Origin of the sequence: Bradyrhizobium tropiciagri (genome assembly GCF_018130505.1) — a bacterium.
GTDB classification, from domain to species: Bacteria; Pseudomonadota; Alphaproteobacteria; order Rhizobiales; family Xanthobacteraceae; genus Bradyrhizobium; species Bradyrhizobium tropiciagri_B.
The window spans coordinates 538,269-561,005 of record NZ_JAFCKH010000005.1 but is presented as its reverse complement, the minus strand read 5'-3'; the positions used below and the strand labels follow the sequence as shown (position 1 = coordinate 561,005).

The following is a 22,737-nucleotide window of genomic DNA, read 5'->3' as shown; positions in this document are numbered from 1 at the left end:
GATTGCGCTTCGCTGCATCCGGGCTACAAATCCGGTTGCGATCGGCCTATTGCATCGCGAATCCGCGATAGCCGCTTGCGGCGACCTCGTCGCATTTCTGGCGATAGGTGCCGACACCGCCGCAGTAGGACAGCACCCGGCGCGGCTTGCCCTCGACGTTGGAGCCCAGATACCAGGAGTTGGTCTTCGCGATCAGCGTCGCGTTGGCGGTCTCATCGTGATGCGTCACCCACTGATCCTCGATGTCCCTGGTGGGCTCGATGACGTTGAGATTCTTTTCGCGCATGTACTTGATGCATTCGTCGATCCACTCGACCTGCTGCTGCAGGCAGGTGGTCATGTTGCAGAGCGCGGCCGAAGGCGCGAGCGGCACCGCTGTCGTGAACAGGTTGGGATAACCATGGACCTGCAGGCCCATCGTGGTGCGGATGTCCCTACCCCAATCGTCTTTCAGCGAACGTCCGTCGCGGCCTCGGATGTCGATCCGCGTCAACGCGCCGGTACCTGCGTCGAACCCGGTCGCCAGGATGATGACATCGAACGCGTGCACCGTGCCGTCGGCGGTCTGGATGCCTTCGGGCGTGATGCGGGCGATCGGATTGTCCTTGACGCTGACGATCTCGACATTCGGCCGATGGAAGGCCTCGAGGAAGTTGGACTCCAGCGGCACCCGATGCGTGCCGAAGCCGTAATCGGCCGGAATCAGCTGTTCGCACAGTTTGGGATCCCTGATCCGCTCGCGCATCTTCTCGCGCACGAATTCGGTGATCTCGGCGTTGACGGCTTCGTCGAAAAACAGTTCGGCGAACGACGAGACCCACAATTTGAGCGAGCCGTCATTCCAGCAATCCTCGACCACCTGGCGCCGCTGCTGTGGCGTCAGGTCGGCCCAGGCATGCTCGAAGTCGAACTCGAATCCGGTGAACGTCTTCGGCAGCCGCTCGGTGAGGAATTTGAACTTCGACTTGTAGGCTTCGGCATCCGATGCATCCCATTTCGGGTTCTTCATCGGGATGATGTATTGCGGCGTGCGGATGAACACCTTGAGATGGCCGACCTCGCCGGCGATCGACTGGATCACCTGGATTCCGGTCGCGCCATTGCCGACCACGCCGACGCGCTTGCCGGCGAGTTCGATCGGGCCCTTGGGCCAGCGCGCCGTATGGAACAGTTCGCCCCTGAATGTCTCCTGTCCCGGGAAGGACACGTGCGGGGCCGAGAGCATGCCGCAGCAGGTGACCAGGAACTGGGTGTCGATGACCTCGCCCTTGTCGGTGGTCACCAGCCAGCGTTGCGCCGCCTCGTCGAAATGCGCGCTCTTCACCGTGGTGCCGAACTGGATGTCCTTCCTGAGGTCGAGACGGTCGGCCACATAGTTGAGCCAACGCTCGATTTCCGGCTGCCCGGGAAAGCGTTCGCTCCAGCTCCAGCCTTTGTAGAGCTCTTCGGAGAACAGGTACTGATAGGTGTGGCCTTCGGAATCGAAGCGCGCGCCGGGATACCGGTTCCAGTACCAGGTGCCGCCGACGCTCGATCCGGCGTCGATCGCCCTGACCGTCATGCCCTGCTCGCGCAGGCGGAACAGTTGATAGAGGCCGGCGACGCCGGCACCGATCACCACAGCATCGAATTTGGCGGTCGCGTGCGCGCCATTGCTTCCATTGGACCTGGTTGCGGTCGCGGTCATGGTTTCCTCCTGGGTCTGGTCTCTGCACGCCCTTCCCATCCGCGGGCCGGCGGATGGCGGTGCGTTGCGCCAATTTGGGTCTCGGCGGCTGGACGGGCTTTCGAGACGCGCAGGAGGCTACGGTCGTTGCGATTTCCGCGGCTTGGATGGAATCGACAATCTCTGGAACGCGGCCGTTCTCCATCGGCCATTGGTCTCCTTGGCAAACCGTGAAAGCGGCCTATTCTGGGTCGCGCCGCCCGGCCAACAAGAAGCGGTCAACCGCCCCGATGGATTACAGGGAGGAGGCTCGCGCGATGGGCCAGTTGATCACGGTCGAGGAACTGCCGCGCTACGCTCCCGGCGAGTTGAAGCTGGATAGCTCGCCCATCGGCCGGAGCGATTTCCGGCTGCGGATCTTCCGCTATGCGCCATCCGACATCTGGGTCCCGCCCTCGGAAAACTTCCTCGTCGTGCTCTATCGTGACGGCGCGACAGCGATGAACCGCCGTGTCAGCGGCACCTGGCGGCAGGATCACGTCGGTCGCGGGGTCACGTCGCTGTTGACGCGCGCGGAGCCGTCAAGCTGGCACTGGAAGAACGACATCGAGGTCACCCACTTCTACATCTCTCCTGGCCTGATGACGAAGACCGCGAGCGATGCCTTCGACCGCGATGCCGAGATGGTCGAGCTTCACGACCTGCTCAAGGTCGAGGACCCGATGCTGACCTGGATCAACGACCAGATGGTGCAGGAAATCGCCGCCGGCGGTCCGGGCGGCCGGCTCTGCTATGACGCGCTGGCGCTGCAGGCCAGCGTGCACATCCTGCGCAAATACGCCGCGATCGAGTTCAAGATGCCATGCGCGCAGGGCAGGTTCCGGCCGGCGCATGCGCGGCTGATCGAGGACTATATCGAGCAGAACATATTCCGGAACATCACGCTGGACGAGCTCGCGAACGTATGCAGTTGCACACCGGTGCAGTTCGCCCGCAAATTCCACGCGCATTACGGCATGCGGCCACATGCCTATGTGCTGCGACGGAAGGTGGAGCATGCGTGCCAGCATCTGCGCAAGGACCGCGTGGCGCTGAAGGAGATCGCGCTGCTGGCCGGCTTTGCCGACCAGAGCCATCTCAATCGCGTCTTCCGGCAGCACATGAACATCACGCCGGCCGAGTATCGCCGGCAAATGTGCGAGCGCACGGTGCAGGCGTAGGATCGCCCCTCGCGCAAGTCGGCATGCACCTCACACCGGTGCCGGGTTGAGCCGCGCAAAGCCCTGCTGGATGCGGTAGGGGTAATACGGATAGGCCGGCATCACCGCGCTGGCCTTGTCGAGGCGCGCGACCTGGTCCGGCGACAGCGTCCAGCCGACCGCACCGAGATTGTCGCGCAGCTGCGCTTCGTCGCGCGCGCCTAATATCACCGACGACACGCTCGGGCGCGTCAGCAGCCAGGCGATGGCAATTTGCGGCACGCTGCGGCCGGTCTCGGCGGCCACTTCATCCAGCGCGTCGACGATCGCATACAGCCTGTCGTCATCGACCGGCGGGCCGAACTGCGCGGTCTCGTTCAGGCGGCTATTCTTCGGCAGCGGCTGCCCGCGCCTGATCTTGCCGGTGAGCCGACCCCAGCCGAGCGGGCTCCAGACCAGCGCGCCGACGCCCTGGTCGAGCGCTAGCGGCATCAGCTCCGACTCATAGTCGCGGCCGACCAGCGAATAATAGACCTGATGCGCCACGTAGCGCGGCCAGCCGTGCCGCTCGGCCGCTGCGAGTGACTTCATCAAATGCCAGCCGGAGAAATTCGAGGCGCCGACATAGCGCAGCTTGCCGGCTCGGACGAGCGCATCGAGCGTCGACAGCACCTCGTCGACCGGCGTGAAGGCGTCGAAGGCGTGCAGCTGAAACAGGTCGATATAATCGGTGCCGAGCCGCCGCAGGGCGGCATCGACCGCGGCGACCAGACGATGGCGCGACGTGCCTGCATCGAGCGGCCCATCGCCCATCGGCAGCCCGGTCTTGGTCGAGATCAGCACCTTGTCGCGGCGGCCCTTGATCGCGGCGCCGAGGATCTCCTCCGACGCGCCGTTCGAATAGACGTCTGCGGTGTCGACCAGATTGACGCCGGCATCGAGGCAGATGTCGATCAGCCGCCGTGCCTCGTCGACACCGCTCTGGCCCCATGCGGAGAATAATGGTCCCTGGCCGCCGAACGTGCCGGTGCCGAAGCTGAGCACCGGGACTTTCAGGCCGGACGCACCGAGATTGCGATAGTCCATGATCCAATCCTTTCGATTATTCCGCCGGGCACTGGGCGGCGAGAACGGCGGGCCGATCGAGCCGGAGGCTCCACAGCGCCAGCAACAGGCCGACCGCGGTGATGACGGCCGCCACCAGCGGCAGCGCGCCGAGACCGAGGCCGCGATCGATGGTGACGCCGCCGGCCCAGGCACCGAGCGCATTGCCGAGATTGAAGGCCGCGATGTTCAGGCTCGAGGCCAGCGTGCGCCCTTCGACGCCGGCGGCTTCGAGCACGCGCAGTTGCAGCGGCGCGACGGTCGCAAACGCGGCAATACCGAGGATGAACAGCAGCGCCACGGCCAGCGCCTTGACCGAGACCACCGTCGCCAGAACCACCAGCACAGCAGCGAGGGCACCGAGCGTCAGGAGCAATGCACGCGCAAGTCCCTTGTCGGCGAGCCGGCCGCCCGCGACATTGCCGATCGCAAGGCCGGCGCCGAACACCAGCAGGATCGGCGACACCGCAGCATCGGAGAAGCCGGTGAGCCGGGTCAGGATCGGCTGCACATAGGTGAAGACCGCGAACAGGCCGCCGAAGCCGAACACCGTCATGGCAAGGCCGAGCAAGACTTGCGGGCGGCCGAGCACGGCGAGTTCGTCGCGCAGCGGCGCCGGCTTGTCTTTGCCGCCGACATGGCCGGGGACCAGCACGGCGAGCACGATGAAGGCGATCACGCCGATCGCAGCTACCGCCCAGAACGCGGCGCGCCAGCCGAGCATCAGGCCGAACCAGGCGCCGAAGGGAACGCCGAGCAGGGTGGCGACCGTCAGCCCGATGAACATCGTCGCGATCGCGGAGGCGCGCTTGTCCTCGGCGACGAGGCTGGTCGCCACCACCGAGCCGACGCCGAAGAAGGTGCCGTGCGCCAGCGAGGTCAGGATGCGCGCCGCCATCAGCAGCTCGTAGTTCGGCGCCAGCGCGCAGGCCGCGTTGCCGAGGGTGAAGATCGCCATCAACGCCAGCAGCACCGCCTTGCGCGGCATCCGCCGCGTCGCCAGCGTCAGGATCGGCGCGCCGACGAACACGCCGAGCGCGTAGCCGGAGATCAGAAGACCCGCCGCGGAGACCGAGACCTGCATGTCGGCGGCGACCTGCAGCAGCAGGCCCATGATGAGGAATTCGGTGGTGCCGATGCCGAAGGCACCGGCGGTCAGGGCAAGGACAGCAGCTGGCATGGGGGATCGCTCCGGATCGAATAGCATTGCGCGATGCGACATAGCGAGGCCGGCCGAAAAGGATTAGGATCGCCGTAATCCAATCATTTGTGACGTGAATTCATCATGGCCCGATCCGACACCAACCGTTCCGGCGAGATGGAGGTCTTCGTCCGTGTCGTCGATCTCGGCGGCTTCACCGCTGCGGCGAAGAATCTCGGCCTGACGCCCTCTGGCGTAAGTAAGCTGATCTCGCGGCTGGAGGCGCGGCTCGGCACCCGGCTGGTCAACCGCACCACGCGCAAGCTGCTGCTCACCGCGGAAGGCCAGTCTTTCTATGAACGCGCGCTCGCCATCCTCGCCGACATCGAGGAGGCCGAGCGCCTCGCCGGCTCGGGCGCGGCGCCGCGCGGCCACCTCACCCTCAACTGCAACATCCCGTTCGGCATGCTGCATGTGATGCCGCTGCTGCCGCGCTTCATGAGCGAACATCCCGACATAACCCTGGATGTCGTGCTGACCGACACGCTGGTCGACCTGATGCAGGAGCGCGCCGACGTCGCGATCCGCGCCGGCCCGCTCGGCGCCTCGCGCCTGATCGCGCGCAAGCTCGGCACCAGCCGCATGGCGGTGGTCGCCGCGCCGTCCTATCTCGCCCGCTGCGGTACGCCGAAGACGCCGGCGGACCTCGCGACCCATCGCGGCATCGGCTGGACCTTTCCGCGCAGCATCCGCGGCTGGCCATTCCGTCGTGCCGAAAAAATCGAGGAGGCGCTGCCGCCGCCAGTCGCCCGCGCCAGCGACGGCGAGGTCGCGCGCCGGCTCGCGCTCGGCGGCATCGGCATCGCCCGGCTGGCGCTATTCCATATCGGCCCCGACATCGAGGCCGGGCACCTCGTGCCGGTGCTGCAGAACTTCAATCCCGGCGATCGCGAGGACATTCACGCGGTCTATGTCGGCCATGCCGGCCCGCTGCCGGCCCGCGTCCGCGCCTTCATCGATTTCCTGGCCAGGGACATCAGGATCGGCGATCCCGCGCTGCGGCGCGGCGCCGACGGCAAGTGGAAGATCGTGCCCGGACGGTGAGACCTCGTATCGAGGTCTGATCGCTCCCCGATCAGACCCGCTTCAGCAGATAGAGTCGCGTGACATAGGGAAACACCACCTCGTCAGCGTCGCCGAGACCGGCCTCGCGCAGGATATCGTCCGTCCTGGTCCGAAGCGTCGCCTTCTCCGCATCCGGAAGATTGGCGACATAGCTCGTCGATGCGACGCGCTCGAACACATCCCGCCGGGCCATCCGGTGCGGATGCTGCTGTACGATTTCCTTGTCGAGCACAAAGCGCGGATCATTCAGGATCCACCGCCACCGCCCGGATTGATGGCGGGGCGTATCCCCGGCGTATTTCTCGATCATGACCGACAGCGCCTTGACCCACGGCGTGCCGTCATCCCTGACGTTCCAGACCAGCGCCAGCATTCCGCCTTGCCGCAGCAGGCGGGCGATCTCGGCGACCGACGGCTCGTTGTCGAACCAGTGGAAGGCCTGGGCGCAGGTGATGAGATCGACGCTGCCGGTCTCGAGATCAATCGCGTCGGCACGGGTGTTGATGACCTCGGCCTTGCCTTCGCTGGCGAGTTTCGCCGACATCTCCGCGACCGGCTCGACGGCAACCAGCCGCGCGGCCGGGGCGAGGTGCGGCAGCAGCAGGCGGGTGAACTTGCCGGTTCCGGCGCCGAGATCGACCACACAGCGCGCGACCTGAAGCGGCAGCGCGGCGATGATGTCGGCCGGATAGCTCGGCCGGCCGGCCTCGTAAGCGCCGACCGCGACACGATAATTCTTCGCCGTGGGGTTCAGGGTCATTTTGCTTCTCCTGCGCGCCGTTTTGCTTGCCGGGTGCGTATAGAGCAGTGGCGCGCAGCACTTTGGAAGAGCGTGTCGATGCAAAATCCGCTGAGCTTTCGTCACCTTTGCGTCACAAGGCATTTTCCGCTGAAACGACGTGCTGCATGGCAGACGCGCAGGCCGGCCGGACGGGTTGGCAAGCGCAGCCAAAGCCGCTAAAGGTCCGCCCCCTTCACATCACCATTTGAGCATGACATGTCGAGCGCCCCGCCCGCCGTCTCGATCGGCGTCGATTTCGGCACCAGCAACACCGTGGTTGCCCTGTCCGATGGCGACGGCCGCGTCGAGGCCATCCGATTCGACCATGGCGGCCGCACCCACAGCGTCTACGTGTCGGCGCTGTGCTTCTGGGAAGAGCGGCCGGGCGCCGGCCTGCATCCACGCGCCGAAGGCGGCCCGTGGGCGATCGAGCAGTTCCTCGAAGGGCGCACGATCCACCGCTTCATCCAGTCGTTCAAGACCTTCGCCGCAAGCTCCGCCTTCAACACCACGCAGATCTTCCGGCAGCGCTACAAGTTCGAGGACCTGCTGGCGGCGTTCCTGCGCACGCTGGCGCGCCATGCCGGCGACGGCTTCGATCTGGGCGCGCCGACCATCATGGTCGGCCGTCCGGTGCGCTTTGCCGGCGGCAATCCCAATGACGAGCTTGCGATGCAGCGCTACCGCGCCGCATTCGAGCGGTTAGGGGCCGGCCATGCGCGCTATGTCTACGAGCCGGTCGGCGCCGCGTTCTCGTTCGCGCGCAGCCTCGATCATGACGCCACCGTTCTGGTGGCCGATTTCGGCGGCGGCACCAGCGACTTCTCGGTGATGCGGTTCTCGCGCAAGGGCGGCGTGCTGCGTGCCGAGCCGCTCGGCCACGCCGGCATCGGCATCGCCGGCGACACCTTCGACTATCGCATCGTTGACCACATCGTCTCGCCCCGGCTCGGCAAGGGCACCAACTACCGCTCCTTCGACAAGGAGCTGCCGATTCCCAATCACTACTACTCCAGCCTCGCCCGCTGGCATCAACTGGCGATGATGAGGGGCAACGGCGATCTGCGCGAGCTGCAGCAGCTCGTGCGCACTGCGCTCGATCCGGCGCCGCTGCAGGACTTCATCACCATCGTCGACCACGATCTCGGCTTCGCGCTCTATCGCGCCGTGTCGGACACCAAGGTCGCGCTATCGAGCCAGGACCGTGTCGAGTTCCGCTTCGCCCGCGAGGGCATTGATATCGGCGCGACCGTCACGCGCGACGAGTTCGAGAACTGGATCGCCGACGACATCGAGCGTCTCGGCGCAACCGTCGACGAGGCGCTGGCCAAATCCGGCATCACCGCCGGCGAGGTCGAGAAGGTGTTCCTGACCGGCGGCACGTCGTTCGTGCCGGCGGTGCAGCGCCTGTTCGCCGATCGCTTCGGGGCCGCACGGCTGACCTCGGCGGACCAGTTCGAATCGATCGCCTACGGCCTCGCGCTGATCGGGCACACGCAGGACCCAGACCGCTGGACCGTGGCGGAGGCGGCGTGACGGCCAGCCCGGCGCCTTGATCCCGACACGACATACGACTACATCACGTCAATCATCAATCGAGAGGATGCCGACGTCCATGGATTTCATCCGGACAGCAAAGCCCATCAGCGTTGCCCACCGGGATATCCATCGCCATGCCAGCATCGATCACGCTCTCGAATTTGACCCTGTCCGCGCCTGACGGCCGGACACTCCTTTCCAACATCGATCTCAGTTTCGGACCCGAACGAACCGGCCTGGTCGGCAGAAACGGCGTCGGCAAGACGACGCTGCTTGCCTTGATCGCAGGGATGCGCGCGCCGCAGTCCGGCGCGATCTCGGTACAGGGACGCGTCGCGATGTTGCATCAGGCCGTTCAGGTGAACCCGGACGAATGCGTGATCGATCTGTTCGGCGCTCGCCAGGCGCTGGAAGCGCTGCGCCGCGCCGAACAGGGCCTTGCGAGTGCGGAGGAGATCGCCGATGTCGACTGGACGCTGGACACGCGTATTGCATCCGCGCTGGCGCGCGCCGGATTGAGCGACGTTTTCGATGCGCCGCTGGCGACATTGTCCGGCGGACAGGCGACCCGGGCCCGCCTCGCCGCGCTGACCTTCGCGGAGCCTGACTTTCTGCTGCTGGATGAACCCACCAACAATCTCGACCGCGACGGACGCATGGCGGTGATCGACCTGCTCGCCACCTGGGGACACGGCGCCATCATCGTCAGCCACGACCGTGAGCTGCTGAAGACGATGGATGCGATCGTCGAATTGACCTCGCTCGAAGCCAGACGCTACGGCGGCAATTGGAGCCAGTACCGCGCGCGCAAGGCGATCGAGCTTTCGGCAGCACGGCACGACCTCGCCGATGCCGAGAAGCGCGTCGCCGAAATCGACCGCAAGGCACAGGACGCGACTGAGCGGAAGGCACGCAAGGACGGCGCGGGCGCGAAGCAGCGCGCCAAGGGCGATATGCCGCGCATTGCCGCCGGCCTGCGCAAGGATCGCAGCGAGGACAGCGGCGGCGAGAATGCGCGGCTCGCCGAGCGCAGGCGGACGCAGGCGCTCGAACACGCAGATGCGGCACGGCAGCGCATCGAGGTGCTGCAGCCGTTCTCGGTGCAACTGCCGTCGACCAGTTTATCCGCGGGGAGGATGGTGCTACGGATCGAAGCGGCCGATGTGGGCTATAAAGCTGATGCGCCGATCCTGCGTGACGTGACGTTTTCAATGTCGGGTCCGGAACGCGTCGCGATCGTCGGCCCCAATGGCGCGGGCAAGACGACGTTGCTCAGGCTCATCAGCGGCGATTTGCTGCCATCGCGCGGCACCGTCGAGGTGATGACCCGGTTCGCGATGTTCGATCAGGCGGTCAGCCTGCTGGATGCTTCGACTTCGATCCTCGACAATTTCCGCCGCATCAATCCGCATGCCGACGAGAACGCCTGTCGCGCCGCGCTGGCGCGGTTCATGTTTCGCGCCGATGCTGCCCTGCAGACCGTCGCGAGCCTGAGCGGCGGCCAGTTGCTCCGAGCCGGACTCGCCTGCGTCCTCGGCGGCCCGACGCCGCCACCGCTCTTGATCCTCGACGAACCGACCAATCACCTCGACATCGAATCGATGGAGGCCGTCGAGGCCGGACTGCGTGCCTACGATGGCGCGCTGCTGGTCGTGAGCCACGATGAGGCCTTCCTCGAGGCAATCGCGACCACCCGCAGACTGGATCTCGCTGCTTGGAGGTGAACGGCGAAGGTTAGTCAGAAAGGGAACAGCCGAGCACACATCGCCTTGGGGCAGGGTGTAGGCGTGGTGCTCGGCTGCCAGGCCGCGCGGCGGTGCGGCCATCCCCGCAAGCTTCGCCCACCCCCGTGAGCGAGGCCGTCGGAGTTGAATTTCAGTTGTTGCTAAATCCGCGCCGTCGAATGCAGCGCGTTTCTGCGAAGGGCAAATGCGACGAAGCCAGTCAGCAACAAAACACCGCCACCGACCGCGATCAAGAAATGCGCGAACGTCATTTGGAGCATCCCAATTGTGAAGCATCATGCGGCGCGGTATGCGCCGCAGCATGGCAATCAAATGCACTTCAGAAATGGATTTGCCCTGCCGGCCGCCGCCGAACAGCCCGAAAGATGGCTGGCACTGCGCTCTGCCCATCCTTCGATTTCAGAGAGGTCGTCGAGCCACTCGGCTGTTGCCTCCCATCGTGCGGTTCGTCACGCCGCTCAACTGTCACGACGATAATCGATAAAACTTTAACGACAATCGAAAGGGAAAATTAAGGTTACCGGCGAGCGGGCGCGCCAACGCGCCGCTCTCCGAGCAATGCGGAACGCAGCCTCGACGTCGTCGACGGTCTCAGTACGCTTCTTCGAAGCTTCGGGAGACACCCTTCGCCCTGATTGAAAGGGTGGCCTGCCACCCGTAGCCCGCGAGGGCGAAGGGTGGCGGAGAGGGAGGGATTCGAACCCCCGATAGGCTTGCACCTATGCCGCATTTCGAGTGCGGTGCATTCAACCACTCTGCCACCTCTCCGGTGGACCGGGTGATTTGCGCCACCCGCGGTCGGGGCGTGTTCTAGGCGAGGATGGCGGGACAGACAAGGCGCTGCAATAATATTTCCGCCACGGCATCCATCGGACGGCACGGCTGTCGCGACTGCCGAAGAAAGTACGCGGAAACAAAGTGCTAGCGGTGTGGCTGCGGCCTGATCGGCGGCCGGCTAGCCGCCTGAACAGGGAGCGGAGCTATGGAGCATCTCACGATCCGGGCCAACGGCGCCGCGTTCCACGTCGCGCGGATCGGGAGCGGCAAGCCGTTGCTCCTGTTGCACGGCTGGCCGGAATTCTGGCTGACCTGGAAGCCGGTGATGACGCGGCTGGCCGACCGTTTCACCCTGATCGCGCCCGACCTGCGCGGCTTCGGCGACAGCGACAAGCCCGAGGGCCCCTACGGCCCCGATCAACATACCGACGACATGCTGGCGCTGCTGGATGCGCTCGGCATCGACGCGGCCGGCGTGGTCGGCCACGATGTCGGCGGCGCGGTGATGCAGCCGCTGGCGCGCAAGGCGCCGCCGCGGATCGCCGGGCTGTTCTTCTTCGATTTCGTCTATCCGGGCATCGGCCCGCGGATGGCGGCGCCGGACCGGCTGAATCACATCTGGTACCAGTCGTTCCACCAGATGGAGATGGCGCCGGCGCTGGTGGGAGCGACGCACGAGAGCTGCCGGACCTATATCGGGCACTTCCTGCGCAACTGGTCGCATCGCAAGGCGGCGTTCGACGACGTGCTGGATGATTTTGCCGACAATTTCTTCAAGCCCGGCAACCTCGCCGGCGGCTTTGCGCATTACCGCGCGGCGCATGCGGCGCGCGTGAAGATGATGCAGGGCGAAGCGCCGAAGCTGCCGCCGATCACCGCGCCGACCTGCGTCCGCTGGGCCGAGCACGATCCGCTGTTTCCCTATGCCTGGACCGACCGGCTGAGCGAGACCTTCACCAACCTCGATCTTGCGATGTTCGGCGATGCCGGACATTTCCCGCATCGCGAGGATCCGGACCGTGCGGCCGCCGAGATCGCCGGGTTCTTTGCGCGCATCAACTGGAGATAGAGAAGGGTGGGACCGCCAGGACGCGACAAAAAACTGGCGGTCCCGTGCCGCTTCTCAATATTGCCGGCCGGGAAGTGCGGCTTCGCCGGTCGGCGGAGCGACATGGCTCACCGTAGCGGCCACCATCGAAACGGCAACGCGAAGCCGATCTTAACCTAACCTGTCAACCTTACCGGGTGGGTGCCCGAGAGATTGACGGCGGGCAACTCACGCATCGGCTTTCTTGGCCTTTTTTGCCTTCTTTTCGCTCTTCTCGCCGTCGTCGCCGTTCCTGGTCTTCTTCTCGTCCTTGCCGTTGTCCTTCCGGCGATTGGTGTAGCGGGCGTTGCCGAGGCCGGTGCCGATCGTCAGCACGCCCCAGCGCGCGACGTCCTGCATGAACGGGACCTCGGCGAGCCCCTGCGCCACGCCGTCATTATGCATCACGATCGCGGTGTCATGACCGCCGATCTGCGGGATCGCCTCGACCAGACTCGCCGGCAGGTTGAACTTGCTGCTCTCCCAATTGCCCGGCAGATTCTGCGCGCCCTTCTCGATCGAGCCGTCCTCGTTGATCACGCCGGGACAGGAGATGCCGATGAAAGGCGCGAGCTTCAGGCCCTCGGCTTCGGCGGCGGCAATCAGATCCTTGAGCATCTTCACCAGCCGCTTCACCGCGCCTTCGCGCGTCGGCTCGTCGTCGGCGTGGCGCCAGAGGTCCGATTTCCACACCGACGCCTTGGACAGGTCCGGCGCCTTCTTCCAGCGCGTCTCGACCACGCCGCAGCGAATGTTGGTGCCGCCGATATCGACCGCGAGCATGCCGTCATGCGCCTCGAAGATCCAGGACGGCGCCAGATGCAACGTCCCGATCAGACCGGCTTCGTCGGGATGAAACCGGATCGGCACCATGTCGACCTTGAAATCCTCTGACTTCAGGATGATCTCGGTCCGCGCGATGGCGAGCTCGCCGAGCCGGCTGTCGCGAAAGCCGCCGCCGACCACGATGCGCTCGGTCTTGGCCCAGGCCTTGGTGTTGAGAAAGCGCCGCGTCACATAGGCGAGCTCCTGCGCGAACTCCTCGATCGCGCTGTGCACCACCGCGGACGCCTCGGTGTCGTCTCCCACCAGCATCGCATCCAGCGTCTTCTTGCTGATCTTGTCCGATGGCTCGTCGCCGAACGGGTCCTCGCCCGATTGGCGCAGCGGCTTGCGCCAGCGATCGAGGATTTTGCGGAACGCACCCTTGGAGGCGCGGTCGCCGAGAAAGCCCTCGTCGTCCTTCAGCTCGACATTGAAGCTGTCGATATCGACAGACGGCAGCCGTGCGGCACCGTGGTGCGCGATGCCCGTGGTCAGTCCCGATTCTTCAGCCATTCGCCCTGCCCGCCTTGAGGTTCACTCGTTAACGGACGGGAACTCAAATGGTTGCGTCCCGCGCTGCGGCGCTTTGGCCGGCGCGGGACGCAATTTTCTCCGAGATATCAGGCGGCCTTGCTTCCGTAGCGCGCCGCCGGCGTGCTGCGCGACAGATTCGGCATCAGCTTCTGGCGGGCGGCCTCATAAGCCTGCCAATCGGCAAGGTCAGGCAGCGACGGCACGGTGACGACCTCGCCCTGATCGAGGCCGGCAAGCGCGGCATCGACCATGTCTTCGGCCTTCATCACGATCTCACCCGGCAGATGCTCGACCGGCGTGCCGGCGATGCCCCAGAACTCGGTGGCCGTGGCACCCGGCAGCACCGCCTGAACTCGGATGTTCTTGTCCTTCAACTCGTGTTGCAGCGACTGCGTCAGCGCCAGCACGAAGGCCTTGCTGCCGCCGTAGACGCCGTTGAGCATTTCCGGCGCGACGCCGACGATCGAGGCGATGTTGACGACGGTACCGCCGCCGCGCGCAACGAATCCCGGCACAGCCGCGTAGGTCAGGCGCATCAGCGCGCTGACATTGAGCGCGATCATGTCGCTCATCTTGTCGACGTCGGAGGCGAGCAGCGGCGCTGTGGCCCCGACGCCGGCATTGTTCACCAGCATGGTGATGCCGGCATTGCTGCGCAGAATGGCCTCGATCCGCGCGAGGTCCTCGCGCTTGCCGAGGTCGGCGGCGACGATCTCGATCGCTCGGCCTGTCTCCTTCGCAAGCTGCTTCGCGAGCCCATCGAGGCGCTCGCGGTTGCGTGCGACGAGGATCAGATCGTAGCCACGCCGTGCGAGCCGGTCCGCGTAGATGGCACCGATTCCGGACGACGCGCCGGTGACGAGCGCCGTGCCTTTGGCTGACTTGGTCATGTTGGTCTCCTGTTTGACCCGGACGGCCGTTCTTGGCCGTTGGTTCAGGTTCTACAGCCCCCCTTGCATGTCTCAAATGTCATATATACACCTTTTTAAGACATAGAGGTATCGCCGGAGGGTTCCATGCAGCAAATCGGCTTCGTCGTTTTCCCGGGCTTCCAGGTGATGGGCTTCAGCGCCATCACCGCCTTCGAGATCGCCAATCTGATCGCAGGCGAGCCGTTCTATGAGGTGACGCTGCTGTCCGAGGATGGCGGCCCGGTGCGCTCATCCGCCGGCTTCAACGTCGAAACGCAGGCCTTTGGCGAGCGCAGCTTCGACACGCTGTTCGTCGGAGCCGGCCATGAGTTGCATCCGGCGTCGCCAAAACTGACCGGCTATATCCGCCGCGCCATGACGGCATCGCAGCGGATCGCCGCGCCCTGCATCGGCGCCTTCTCGCTGGCTGAAGCCGGCCTGCTCGACGGCCGGCGCGTCTCCACGCACTGGCAATTCGCCGCTGAATTGCAGGCGCGCTTCCCGAAGCTCAAGGTCGAGCAGGACCGCATCTACATCATCGACGGACCGATCTGGACCTCGGCCGGCATGACCGCGACGATCGATCTGGCGCTGGCGATGGTCGAGCACGATCTCGGCGTCGAGGTGGCCCGATCGGTCGCGCGCAAGCTCGTGGTCTATCACCGCCGCACCGGCGGGCAGTCGCAGTTCTCCGCGTTGCTCGAGCTCGACCCGAAATCCGACCGCATCCAGGACGCACTGAACTACGCCAAGGCGCATCTGCGGAACGAGCTGTCGGTCGAGGAACTGGCCGGCGTGGCGCGGCTCAGCCCGCGCCAGTTCAGCCGCGCCTTCCGCGCCGAGACCGGCCAGTCGCCGGCCAAGGCGATCGAGCATCTACGGGTCGAGGCCGCGCGCGAACTGATCGGCGACGGCCGCCATTCGATGGACGAGATTGCGGGCGAGACCGGTTTTGCCGACCGCGAGCGGATGCGGCGGGCATTTCTGCGGGTGCTGGGCCAGCCGCCGCAGACCATCCGCCGGCACGCCAGGGCGGCCGCGCAGACGCCGGCCTAACGGCAAATCCGGGCTAAAATCATGCCAAACCATTCATTTTTGGCCGGGTTTTGCCCTGCTTTACCTTGACTCTCCGCGGTTTGCGACTATAAGTCCGCTTCATCCGGCGCGAGGATTTCTCGCGCCGCTTGTTTTTGCGCGAGCCGTTTTGGGAATTCGTTCCCTTCGCGCGAAAATCTGAACCCATAGCGACTGAACAAAAAGCCGACCCGGGCGAACCGTCCGAGGCCGGAATCGAACACGAAGGAATCAAACGATGTTCGCAGTCATCAAAACCGGCGGCCGGCAGTACCGCGTCGTTCCGAATGATGTACTCGAGATTGGCAAGATCGCCGGCGATGTCGGCACGATCGTGCAGCTTAACGAAGTTCTGGTGCTCGGCAGCGACACGCCGGTGCTGGGAATGCCCACCGTGGCAGGCGCGTCCGTCGCAGCCGAAGTGCTGGACCACAAGCGCCGCCCCAAGGTGATCGCGTTCAAGAAGCGTCGCCGCAAGAATTCACGCCGCAAGCGCGGTTATCGCGACGAGCTCACGGTGCTTCGCATCACCGAGATCCTCGCCGATAACGCCAAGCCGACCATCGGCCCGCGGCCGAAGAAGGAAAAGGTCGCTGCTCCCGCCGAGGCCGCCGAGTAAGGCGCCGGACGCGAGAACAAGTGATCGTCACGCGGCAAGAGTTGAAGCGTGACAAAACGTGAAATGATTCCGTCAAGGAATTGATCTAGAGATCAAAGCGAATTTTGGAGACGAGCCATGGCTCACAAAAAAGCAGGCGGTTCATCGCGCAACGGACGTGATTCCAAGGGCAAGCGCCTTGGCGTCAAGGCGTTCGGCGGCGAGCTGGTAATCCCTGGAAACATCATCGCGCGTCAGCGCGGCACCACCTGGCATCCCGGCCTTAATGTCGGCATGGGCACCGACCATACTCTCTTCGCCAAGATCGAGGGTCATGTCGAGTTCCGCGCCAAAGCCAACGGCCGCACTTTCGTATCGGTTATTCCGGTGGCGGAGGCGGCCGAATAGACGGTGGACATACACGAGTCCGCCGGGTCCTGTTGAACCGGTGGAGTCGCAAAGGGCTCCAAGGGGAGGCGGGATAACCGGCCTCCCTTTTTTGTTGCGCGTGTTCCAGTTCGACCACGCGTAGCGTTCCAAGCGTTGCGTATCATTTATTTCGCATCACAGGAGCTCGACATGTTGCAGGACATCCCGACGCCGACCTTGCGCGAGGCAAGAGCATGCGTCCTCGAGACCGAACGGCTGACATTGCGCAAGCCGACGCTCGCGGACGTAAAAGCAATTGCACGACTCGCCAATGATCGCCGCATCGCGGAGAACACCCGCCGCCTGCCGCATCCCTATACCCAGGACGACGCCATCGATTTCGTGCGCGCGGTGGCCGACGGCGGTCGCGAGACGGTGTTCCTGATCGAGAACAATCACACGCCGATCGGCATGGTCGGTATCGACTGGCGCGAGGAGACCACGGCAGAACTGGGCTATTGGCTCGGCTTCGACCATTGGGGTCAAGGTTTCGGCACCGAGGCCGCGCGCGCGGTGATTGACTATTTCTTCGAGGAGTTCGACCTCGACCAGTTGATCTCGGGCGCCCGCGTCGCCAACCCGTCGTCGCGCAACATCCTCGAGAAGTGCGGCTTCCAGTGGAGCGGCGTCGAGCTGCACCGCTTCGAGGCGCTGGGATCATCGACCCCGGTCGACTGCTTCCGCCTGTCGCGCAGCGTCTGGGCCTCGCTGAAGAGTTGGAACAACTCGATCCGGCGGAATGCGTGAAGCACGCAAACTGCGTAGTGTGGGCAAAGCGCACCCACCTTCCCGCGCACTGAGCCAGAAGGGCGGGCACGCTTCGCTTTGCCCACCCTACGAAGCTACGCCGGCGGATTCACCGCCGGATCCGCGCGGCCGAGCTGCTGCTCGCGGATGAAGATGTAGAGGCCGGCGGCGATGATGATCGCGGCGCCGACGATGGTGGCCCAGGACGGCACGTCGCCGAACACCACGAAGCCGAAGATCACCGCCCAGACGATCATCGAATACTGATACGGCACGACGACGCTGGCCGGCGCGAGCTTCAGTGAGCGGTTGACGCAGAGCAGCGCGGCCACCGAGATGATGCCGGCGGCGAAGAACAGCGTGAGGCTGCCGGCCGACGGCGTCACCCAGCCGAACGGCGACAGCACCGCACCCAGGATGAACGTGCCGCCGAACTGTGTCGTCGCCAGCACGATATCAGGCGTATCGCGCAGCGAGCGGGTGATCAGCATCAACACGGCAAACGACAAGCTGCCGCCCAGCGCGATCATCGCCGGCCAGCTGATCGTCTGCGCCGACGGCCGGAGCGCGATCAGCACCCCGCAGAAGCCGACCAGGATCGCGGTCCAGCGCCGCCAGCCGATATGCTCGCCGAGCACGAGGCCCGACATCGCGGTGACGAAGATCGGCCCGGCCAGGTAATAGGTAATGACGTCGGCGAGCGGCAGATAGACCGTTGCGAGAAAGAACGCGGCGACCTCCAGCGTCGACAGCGTGACCCGCAGCAATTGCAGCCACGGCCGCTCCAGATGCAGGAAATCCGCGCGCCGTTTCCAGACGATCGGCAGCAGCACGAGCAGCGCCGCGCAGGCGCGCAGCCACAAGAGCTGGCCGACCGAATAGGTCGCGACGATGAACTTGCCCATCGCATCGCCGAACGAGAACATGAAGATCGACAGCAGCATCAGCCCGATGCCGGCGAGCCGTGCGGACCGATCGTCATAGGAGGACAGCTTTGCGAACAGGCTCATGTGCTCTTGTTGTCGCCAGGCGTGAATCGGGCTGGTCTTGCTGCCGGTTTTAGCGGCGTGGCCGGGCAGGACAACCCCACGGGGCCAAATCGAACCAATTGTCGCAGTGCGGCGCCTACGCTACCGGTAGGTCAGCATTTCAAGAACAGAGCAGGAAACGCCGCATGACCGAGTTCGACCCCGCCCAGCATCGCATGGTCCCCGCACAGCGCTGGTTCGAGGATTTCGTGCTCGGCGAGCGTTTCGTGATTCCGAGCCGGACCCAGACCTCGGCGGTGTTCGCGGCGTTCCAGACCGCGAGCGGCGACACCCATCCGATCCACTATGACGTCGAATATTGCCGGACGCGCGGCATGCCCGACCTGCTGGCGCACGGCTTCCAGACGCTGGTCCACACCGCGCCCGGCGCGGGCCTGTTCCCCTATGTCGTCGAGGAGTCGCTGATCGGCTTCCTCGAACAGTCCAGCAAGTTCCTCAAACCGGTCTATGCCGGCGACACCATCTACCCCGCGCTTGAAGTAATCGAGCTCGTCCCCGGCCGCAGCACCGGCGTCGTGACCCTGCGCTCGACCGTGCACAACCAGCGCCGCGAGCTGGTGCTGGAAGGCATGCAGAAATTCCTCGTGCGGCGGCGGCCCGCATAGCCGCCAAGGCCTCAAAAAAGGCCGAAAATTAAGGCTTTTCGCCGAGTTCAGGGCGCTTCCGGGTTGCCGCAGCGGCCCCCCTGCCCTAATTAGTGGACATCATGAAATTTCTCGATGAAGCCAAGGTCTATATTCGCTCGGGCGACGGCGGCAACGGCTGCGTCGCGTTCCGGCGCGAGAAGTTCATCGAGTTCGGCGGCCCGTCCGGCGGCAATGGCGGCCGCGGCGGCGAGGTCATCATCGAATCCGTCGACGGCCTCAACACGCTGATCGACTACCGCTACCAGCAGCACTTCAAGGCCCAGAAGGGCGGCAATGGCATGGGCAAGGACCGCCATGGCGCCAACGGCAAGTCGATCGTGCTGAAGGTGCCGGTCGGCACCCAGGTGTTCGACGAGGACCGCGAGACGCTGTTGCACGACTTCACCGAGCTCGGCGAGAAGTTCGTGCTCGCCAAGGGCGGCAATGGCGGCTTCGGCAACGCGCATTTCAAGTCCTCCACCAACCGCGCGCCGCGCAACGCCAATCCCGGCGCGCCGGGTGAGGAGCGCTGGATCTGGCTGCGGCTGAAGCTGATCGCCGATGCCGGCCTCGTCGGCCTGCCCAACGCCGGCAAATCGACCTTCCTCTCAGTGGTGAGCGCCGCGCGGCCGAAGATCGCCGACTATCCGTTCACCACGCTGCATCCGCAGCTCGGCGTGGTCGATGTCGGCGGCCGCGAATTCGTGCTCGCCGACATCCCGGGCCTGATCGAGGGCGCGCATGAAGGCGCCGGCCTCGGCGACCGCTTCCTCGGCCATGTCGAGCGCTGCCGCGTGCTGCTGCACCTGATCGATGCCACCTGCGAGCATGCCGGCAAGGCCTACAAGACGGTGCGCACCGAGCTCGAGGCCTATGAAGGCCAGCTAGCCGACAAGGTCGAGATCGTCGCGCTGAACAAGATCGACGCGGTCGCGCCGGACGAATTGAAGAAGCAGAAGGACCGCTTGAAGCGGGCGGCGAAGAAGACGCCGCTACTGCTCTCGGGCGTTACCGGCGAAGGCGTGCAGGAGGCGCTTCGCGCGCTGGTCGATGTGATCGGCGAAGCGCCGGTCTCCAACAAGGCCAAGGGTCAGACGGAGCCGTGGGCGACGCCGGTGCCGCAGGGTTGACCGCCCTCCGGCCTTCCCAAGCCACATCGTGGCGCGTATTGCTTCCACCGTCCCGCTAGACCAAGCCCATGAAACGCCCCGCGCTCAAGAATTTTCGCCGCATCGTCGTCAAGGTCGGCTCGTCACTGCTGGTGGATTCGCAGGCCGGTGAGGTACGCGCTACGTGGCTCGCGGCACTGGTCGATGACATCGCCAAACTGCACAAGGACGGCCGCGAGGTGCTGGTGGTGTCGTCGGGCTCGATCGCGCTCGGCCGCAGCCGCCTGAAATTGCCGCGCGGGCCGCTGAAGCTCGAGGAGAGCCAGGCCGCCGCGGCGGTCGGCCAGATCGCGCTGGCGCGGATCTGGTCGGAGGTGCTCGGCCATCACGGCATCGGCGCCGGGCAGATCCTGGTGACGTTGCAGGACACGGAAGAGCGGCGCCGCTATCTCAACGCACGCTCGACGATCGCCAAGCTACTGGACTGGCGCGTGGTGCCCGTGATCAACGAGAACGACACCGTCGCCACCAACGAGATTCGTTACGGCGACAACGACCGCCTCGCCGCCCGCGTCGCCACCATGGCGAGCGCGGACCTGCTGATCCTGTTGTCCGACATCGACGGCCTCTACACCGCTCCCCCTTCGGCCAATCCGGACGCGAAGCTGATCCCGATCGTCGAGAGCGTGACCTCCGAAATCGAGGCGATGGCGGGTGCCGCCGAATCCGAGCTGTCGCGCGGTGGCATGTACACAAAGATCGAAGCCGCCAAGATCGCGACCACCGCCGGCACGCATATGCTGATCGCCTCAGGCAAGATCGAGCATCCGCTGGCCGCGATCGCCGACGGCGGCCGCTGCACCTGGTTCCTGACCCCGGCCAATCCCGTCACTGCGCGCAAGCGCTGGATCGCCGGCTCGCTGGAGCCGAAGGGCACGCTGACCATCGACGCCGGTGCCGTCGCAGCGCTGCGCGCCGGCAAGAGCCTGCTGCCGGCCGGCGTCATCAGGGTCGACGGCCAGTTCGCCCGCGGCGACGCTGTGGTGGTTCGTGGCCCGGATACCCATGAGATCGGCCGTGGCCTCGTCGCCTATGACGCCGAGGACGCCGAGCGGATCAGGGGCCGCTCCTCGCCGGACGTGATGGCGATTCTGGGCACCAGCGGCCGGTCCGAGATGATCCACCGCGATGACCTCGTGGTCGGCCCGGCCGGGGCAATCCCGGCCAAATAAGCCGTTGACCAACGGCCGGCAGCCGGCCCGCCCACCTGCCATGCCGGTTCCGTACCTCGCCACCTCTCAATTGCCATGCTAGTACATGGCCTTAATACCAAAGCTGGGACTTCCATGACCGCGCCCCTGAAGGCGATCGACGGTAACGCCGATCTCGCCGCCCTGATGACCGACCTCGCCGCCAAGGCGCGTGCTGCCGCGCGCGTGCTGGCGCTGGCGCCGCCGGAGCAGAAGAACCGGGCGCTGTCTGCGATCGAGCGTGCGATCCGCGCCAATGCGCCTGACATCCTTGCCGCCAATGCCGAGGATGTCGCAGAGGCGCGTGCCGCCGGCATGACGTCCGCCTTCGTCGACCGCCTGACCCTGACGCAGGCGCGGGTCGACGGCATGGCCGATGGTGTTGCGACCGTGCGCGAGATCGTCGATCCGGTCGGCGCCGTCACCGAGAGCTGGCAGCGTCCGAACGGCATGACCATCGAACGCGTGCGCGTGCCGCTCGGCGTCATCGGCGTGATCTTCGAGAGCCGTCCCAATGTCGCCGCCGATGCCGGCGTGCTGTGCCTGAAGGCCGGCAACGCCGTGATCCTGCGCGGCGGCTCCGACAGTTTCCGCTCCTGCCGCGCGATTCATGATTGCCTGGTGCAGGGCCTGCGTGAAGCCGGCCTGCCTGAAGCCGCGATCACCCTGGTGCCGACGCGCGATCGTGCGGCGGTCGGCCTGATGCTGACGGGATTGAACGGCGGCATCGACGTGATCGTGCCACGCGGCGGCAAGAGCCTGGTCTCGCGTGTCGAGACGGAGGCACGCGTTCCGGTGTTCGCGCACCTCGAGGGCGTCAACCACATCTATGTCGATGCCAGCGCGAAGCTCGAGATGGCCAAGTCGGTCGTGCTCAACGCCAAGATGCGCCGTCCGGGAGTCTGCGGCGCCGTCGAGACTTTGCTGATCGATCGCAACGCTGCCGCGACCAAGCTGAAGCCGCTGGTCGAGCTGTTGATCGAGGCCGGTTGCGAGGTGCGCGGCGACGACGTCGTGCAAGGCGCCGACGCCAGGGTGAAGCCGGCATCCGACGAGGACTGGGACACCGAATATGAGGACGCGATCATCTCGGCGAAGATCGTCGACGACCTCGATGCGGCGATCGCGCATATCCAGAATCACGGCTCGCATCACACCGATGCGATCGTGACGGAGGATACCGCCGCCGCGCAACGATTCCTCAACGAGGTCGACTCCGCGATCGTGCTGCACAACGCCTCGACCCAGTTCGCCGATGGCGGCGAGTTCGGCTTCGGCGCCGAGATCGGCATCGCCACCGGCAAATTTCACGCCCGCGGCCCGGTCGGCGCCGAGCAGCTGACGAGCTTCAAATACCGCGTCCACGGCACCGGGCAGACGCGGCCGTGATCAACGCCCGTGCACGGTAGACCCTTGCAGCA

20 protein-coding genes and 1 tRNA gene are annotated in these 22,737 nt (G+C 65.5%); 13 read left to right on the top strand and 8 right to left on the bottom strand.

Going from position 1 to position 22,737, the window contains the following annotated elements:
• Positions 1 to 46 precede the first annotated feature (46 nt).
• Complete coding sequence (locus tag JQ633_RS16290; RefSeq protein ID WP_211986041.1) at positions 47 to 1,687, bottom strand: flavin-containing monooxygenase; 1,641 nt, start codon at positions 1,685 to 1,687, stop codon at positions 47 to 49.
• 296 nt (positions 1,688 to 1,983) lie between these two features.
• On the opposite strand from JQ633_RS16290, the gene JQ633_RS16285 reads away from it, so the two are divergent.
• Complete coding sequence (locus JQ633_RS16285) at positions 1,984 to 2,886, top strand: helix-turn-helix domain-containing protein (protein ID WP_211986040.1); 903 nt, start codon at positions 1,984 to 1,986, stop codon at positions 2,884 to 2,886.
• Positions 2,887 to 2,916: 30 nt separating this feature from the next.
• Here JQ633_RS16285 and JQ633_RS16280 read toward each other — a convergent pair whose 3' ends face one another.
• Both JQ633_RS16280 and JQ633_RS16275 read right to left on the bottom strand, forming a co-directional pair.
• On the bottom strand, positions 2,917 to 3,951 hold the full coding sequence (locus tag JQ633_RS16280) for an aldo/keto reductase (protein ID WP_211986039.1): 1,035 nt from the start codon (positions 3,949 to 3,951) through the stop codon (positions 2,917 to 2,919).
• Between the two features lie 16 nt (positions 3,952 to 3,967).
• Positions 3,968 to 5,149, bottom strand: coding sequence for an MFS transporter (locus JQ633_RS16275; protein WP_211986038.1), 1,182 nt, complete (start codon positions 5,147 to 5,149; stop codon positions 3,968 to 3,970).
• A gap of 105 nt (positions 5,150 to 5,254) precedes the next feature.
• Here JQ633_RS16275 and JQ633_RS16270 point away from each other — a divergent pair, with 105 nt between their 5' ends.
• A complete protein-coding gene (locus JQ633_RS16270) occupies positions 5,255 to 6,214 on the top strand; it encodes a LysR family transcriptional regulator (RefSeq protein WP_211986037.1) in 960 nt (319 codons plus the stop codon).
• A 31-nt stretch (positions 6,215 to 6,245) separates the two neighbouring features.
• Here JQ633_RS16270 and JQ633_RS16265 read toward each other — a convergent pair whose 3' ends face one another.
• On the bottom strand, positions 6,246 to 6,995 hold the full coding sequence (locus tag JQ633_RS16265) for a class I SAM-dependent methyltransferase (RefSeq protein WP_211986036.1): 750 nt from the start codon (positions 6,993 to 6,995) through the stop codon (positions 6,246 to 6,248).
• Positions 6,996 to 7,232: 237 nt separating this feature from the next.
• Between JQ633_RS16265 and JQ633_RS16260 the strand changes: the two genes are divergently transcribed.
• Positions 7,233 to 8,552: an Hsp70 family protein gene (locus JQ633_RS16260; protein ID WP_211986035.1), complete on the top strand. Its 1,320-nt coding sequence runs from the start codon at positions 7,233 to 7,235 to the stop codon at positions 8,550 to 8,552.
• Between the two features lie 137 nt (positions 8,553 to 8,689).
• A complete protein-coding gene (locus JQ633_RS16255) occupies positions 8,690 to 10,279 on the top strand; it encodes an ABC-F family ATP-binding cassette domain-containing protein (protein WP_211986034.1) in 1,590 nt (529 codons plus the stop codon).
• Positions 10,280 to 10,978: 699 nt separating this feature from the next.
• Here JQ633_RS16255 and JQ633_RS16250 read toward each other — a convergent pair.
• Positions 10,979 to 11,068 (bottom strand) — tRNA-Ser (locus tag JQ633_RS16250).
• Between the two features lie 214 nt (positions 11,069 to 11,282).
• On the opposite strand from JQ633_RS16250, the gene JQ633_RS16245 reads away from it, so the two are divergent.
• Positions 11,283 to 12,146 carry an alpha/beta fold hydrolase gene (locus JQ633_RS16245; protein WP_211986033.1) on the top strand — a complete coding sequence of 288 codons (864 nt, stop codon included), beginning with the start codon at positions 11,283 to 11,285 and terminating at the stop codon, positions 12,144 to 12,146.
• Positions 12,147 to 12,353: 207 nt separating this feature from the next.
• On the opposite strand, the gene JQ633_RS16240 is transcribed toward JQ633_RS16245, so the two are convergent.
• Both JQ633_RS16240 and JQ633_RS16235 read right to left on the bottom strand, forming a co-directional pair.
• Positions 12,354 to 13,502 (bottom strand): ROK family protein, encoded by a 1,149-nt coding sequence (locus JQ633_RS16240; protein ID WP_211986032.1) that lies wholly within the window; start codon positions 13,500 to 13,502, stop codon positions 12,354 to 12,356.
• Between the two features lie 107 nt (positions 13,503 to 13,609).
• A complete protein-coding gene (locus JQ633_RS16235) occupies positions 13,610 to 14,413 on the bottom strand; it encodes an SDR family NAD(P)-dependent oxidoreductase (protein WP_211986031.1) in 804 nt (267 codons plus the stop codon).
• Positions 14,414 to 14,539: 126 nt separating this feature from the next.
• Here JQ633_RS16235 and JQ633_RS16230 point away from each other — a divergent pair, with 126 nt between their 5' ends.
• From JQ633_RS16230 to JQ633_RS16215, 4 genes are all read left to right on the top strand, one after another.
• Positions 14,540 to 15,490, top strand: a complete 951-nt coding sequence (locus tag JQ633_RS16230) for a GlxA family transcriptional regulator (protein ID WP_211986030.1) — start codon at positions 14,540 to 14,542, stop codon at positions 15,488 to 15,490.
• Between the two features lie 256 nt (positions 15,491 to 15,746).
• Positions 15,747 to 16,127, top strand: coding sequence for a 50S ribosomal protein L21 (gene rplU, locus JQ633_RS16225; RefSeq protein ID WP_211986029.1), 381 nt, complete (start codon positions 15,747 to 15,749; stop codon positions 16,125 to 16,127).
• A 117-nt stretch (positions 16,128 to 16,244) separates the two neighbouring features.
• Positions 16,245 to 16,514 (top strand): 50S ribosomal protein L27, encoded by a 270-nt coding sequence (gene rpmA / locus JQ633_RS16220; protein ID WP_211986028.1) that lies wholly within the window; start codon positions 16,245 to 16,247, stop codon positions 16,512 to 16,514.
• Between the two features lie 171 nt (positions 16,515 to 16,685).
• Positions 16,686 to 17,282: a GNAT family N-acetyltransferase gene (locus tag JQ633_RS16215; protein ID WP_211986027.1), complete on the top strand. Its 597-nt coding sequence runs from the start codon at positions 16,686 to 16,688 to the stop codon at positions 17,280 to 17,282.
• 95 nt (positions 17,283 to 17,377) lie between these two features.
• Here JQ633_RS16215 and JQ633_RS16210 read toward each other — a convergent pair whose 3' ends face one another.
• Positions 17,378 to 18,292, bottom strand: a complete 915-nt coding sequence (locus JQ633_RS16210) for a DMT family transporter (protein WP_211986026.1) — start codon at positions 18,290 to 18,292, stop codon at positions 17,378 to 17,380.
• 164 nt (positions 18,293 to 18,456) lie between these two features.
• On the opposite strand from JQ633_RS16210, the gene JQ633_RS16205 reads away from it, so the two are divergent.
• The 4 genes from JQ633_RS16205 to JQ633_RS16190 all read left to right on the top strand — a co-directional run bounded on the left by JQ633_RS16205 (position 18,457) and on the right by JQ633_RS16190 (position 22,705).
• Positions 18,457 to 18,936: a MaoC family dehydratase gene (locus JQ633_RS16205; RefSeq protein WP_211986025.1), complete on the top strand. Its 480-nt coding sequence runs from the start codon at positions 18,457 to 18,459 to the stop codon at positions 18,934 to 18,936.
• 101 nt (positions 18,937 to 19,037) lie between these two features.
• Positions 19,038 to 20,087 (top strand): GTPase ObgE, encoded by a 1,050-nt coding sequence (obgE, locus tag JQ633_RS16200; RefSeq protein WP_211986024.1) that lies wholly within the window; start codon positions 19,038 to 19,040, stop codon positions 20,085 to 20,087.
• A 68-nt stretch (positions 20,088 to 20,155) separates the two neighbouring features.
• The gene (gene proB, locus JQ633_RS16195; protein ID WP_211986023.1) at positions 20,156 to 21,298 is read left to right on the top strand and encodes a glutamate 5-kinase; all 1,143 of its coding nucleotides are present in this window, start codon (positions 20,156 to 20,158) and stop codon (positions 21,296 to 21,298) included.
• 114 nt (positions 21,299 to 21,412) lie between these two features.
• Positions 21,413 to 22,705, top strand: coding sequence for a glutamate-5-semialdehyde dehydrogenase (locus JQ633_RS16190; RefSeq protein ID WP_211986022.1), 1,293 nt, complete (start codon positions 21,413 to 21,415; stop codon positions 22,703 to 22,705).
• Positions 22,706 to 22,737: the final 32 nt, after the last annotated feature.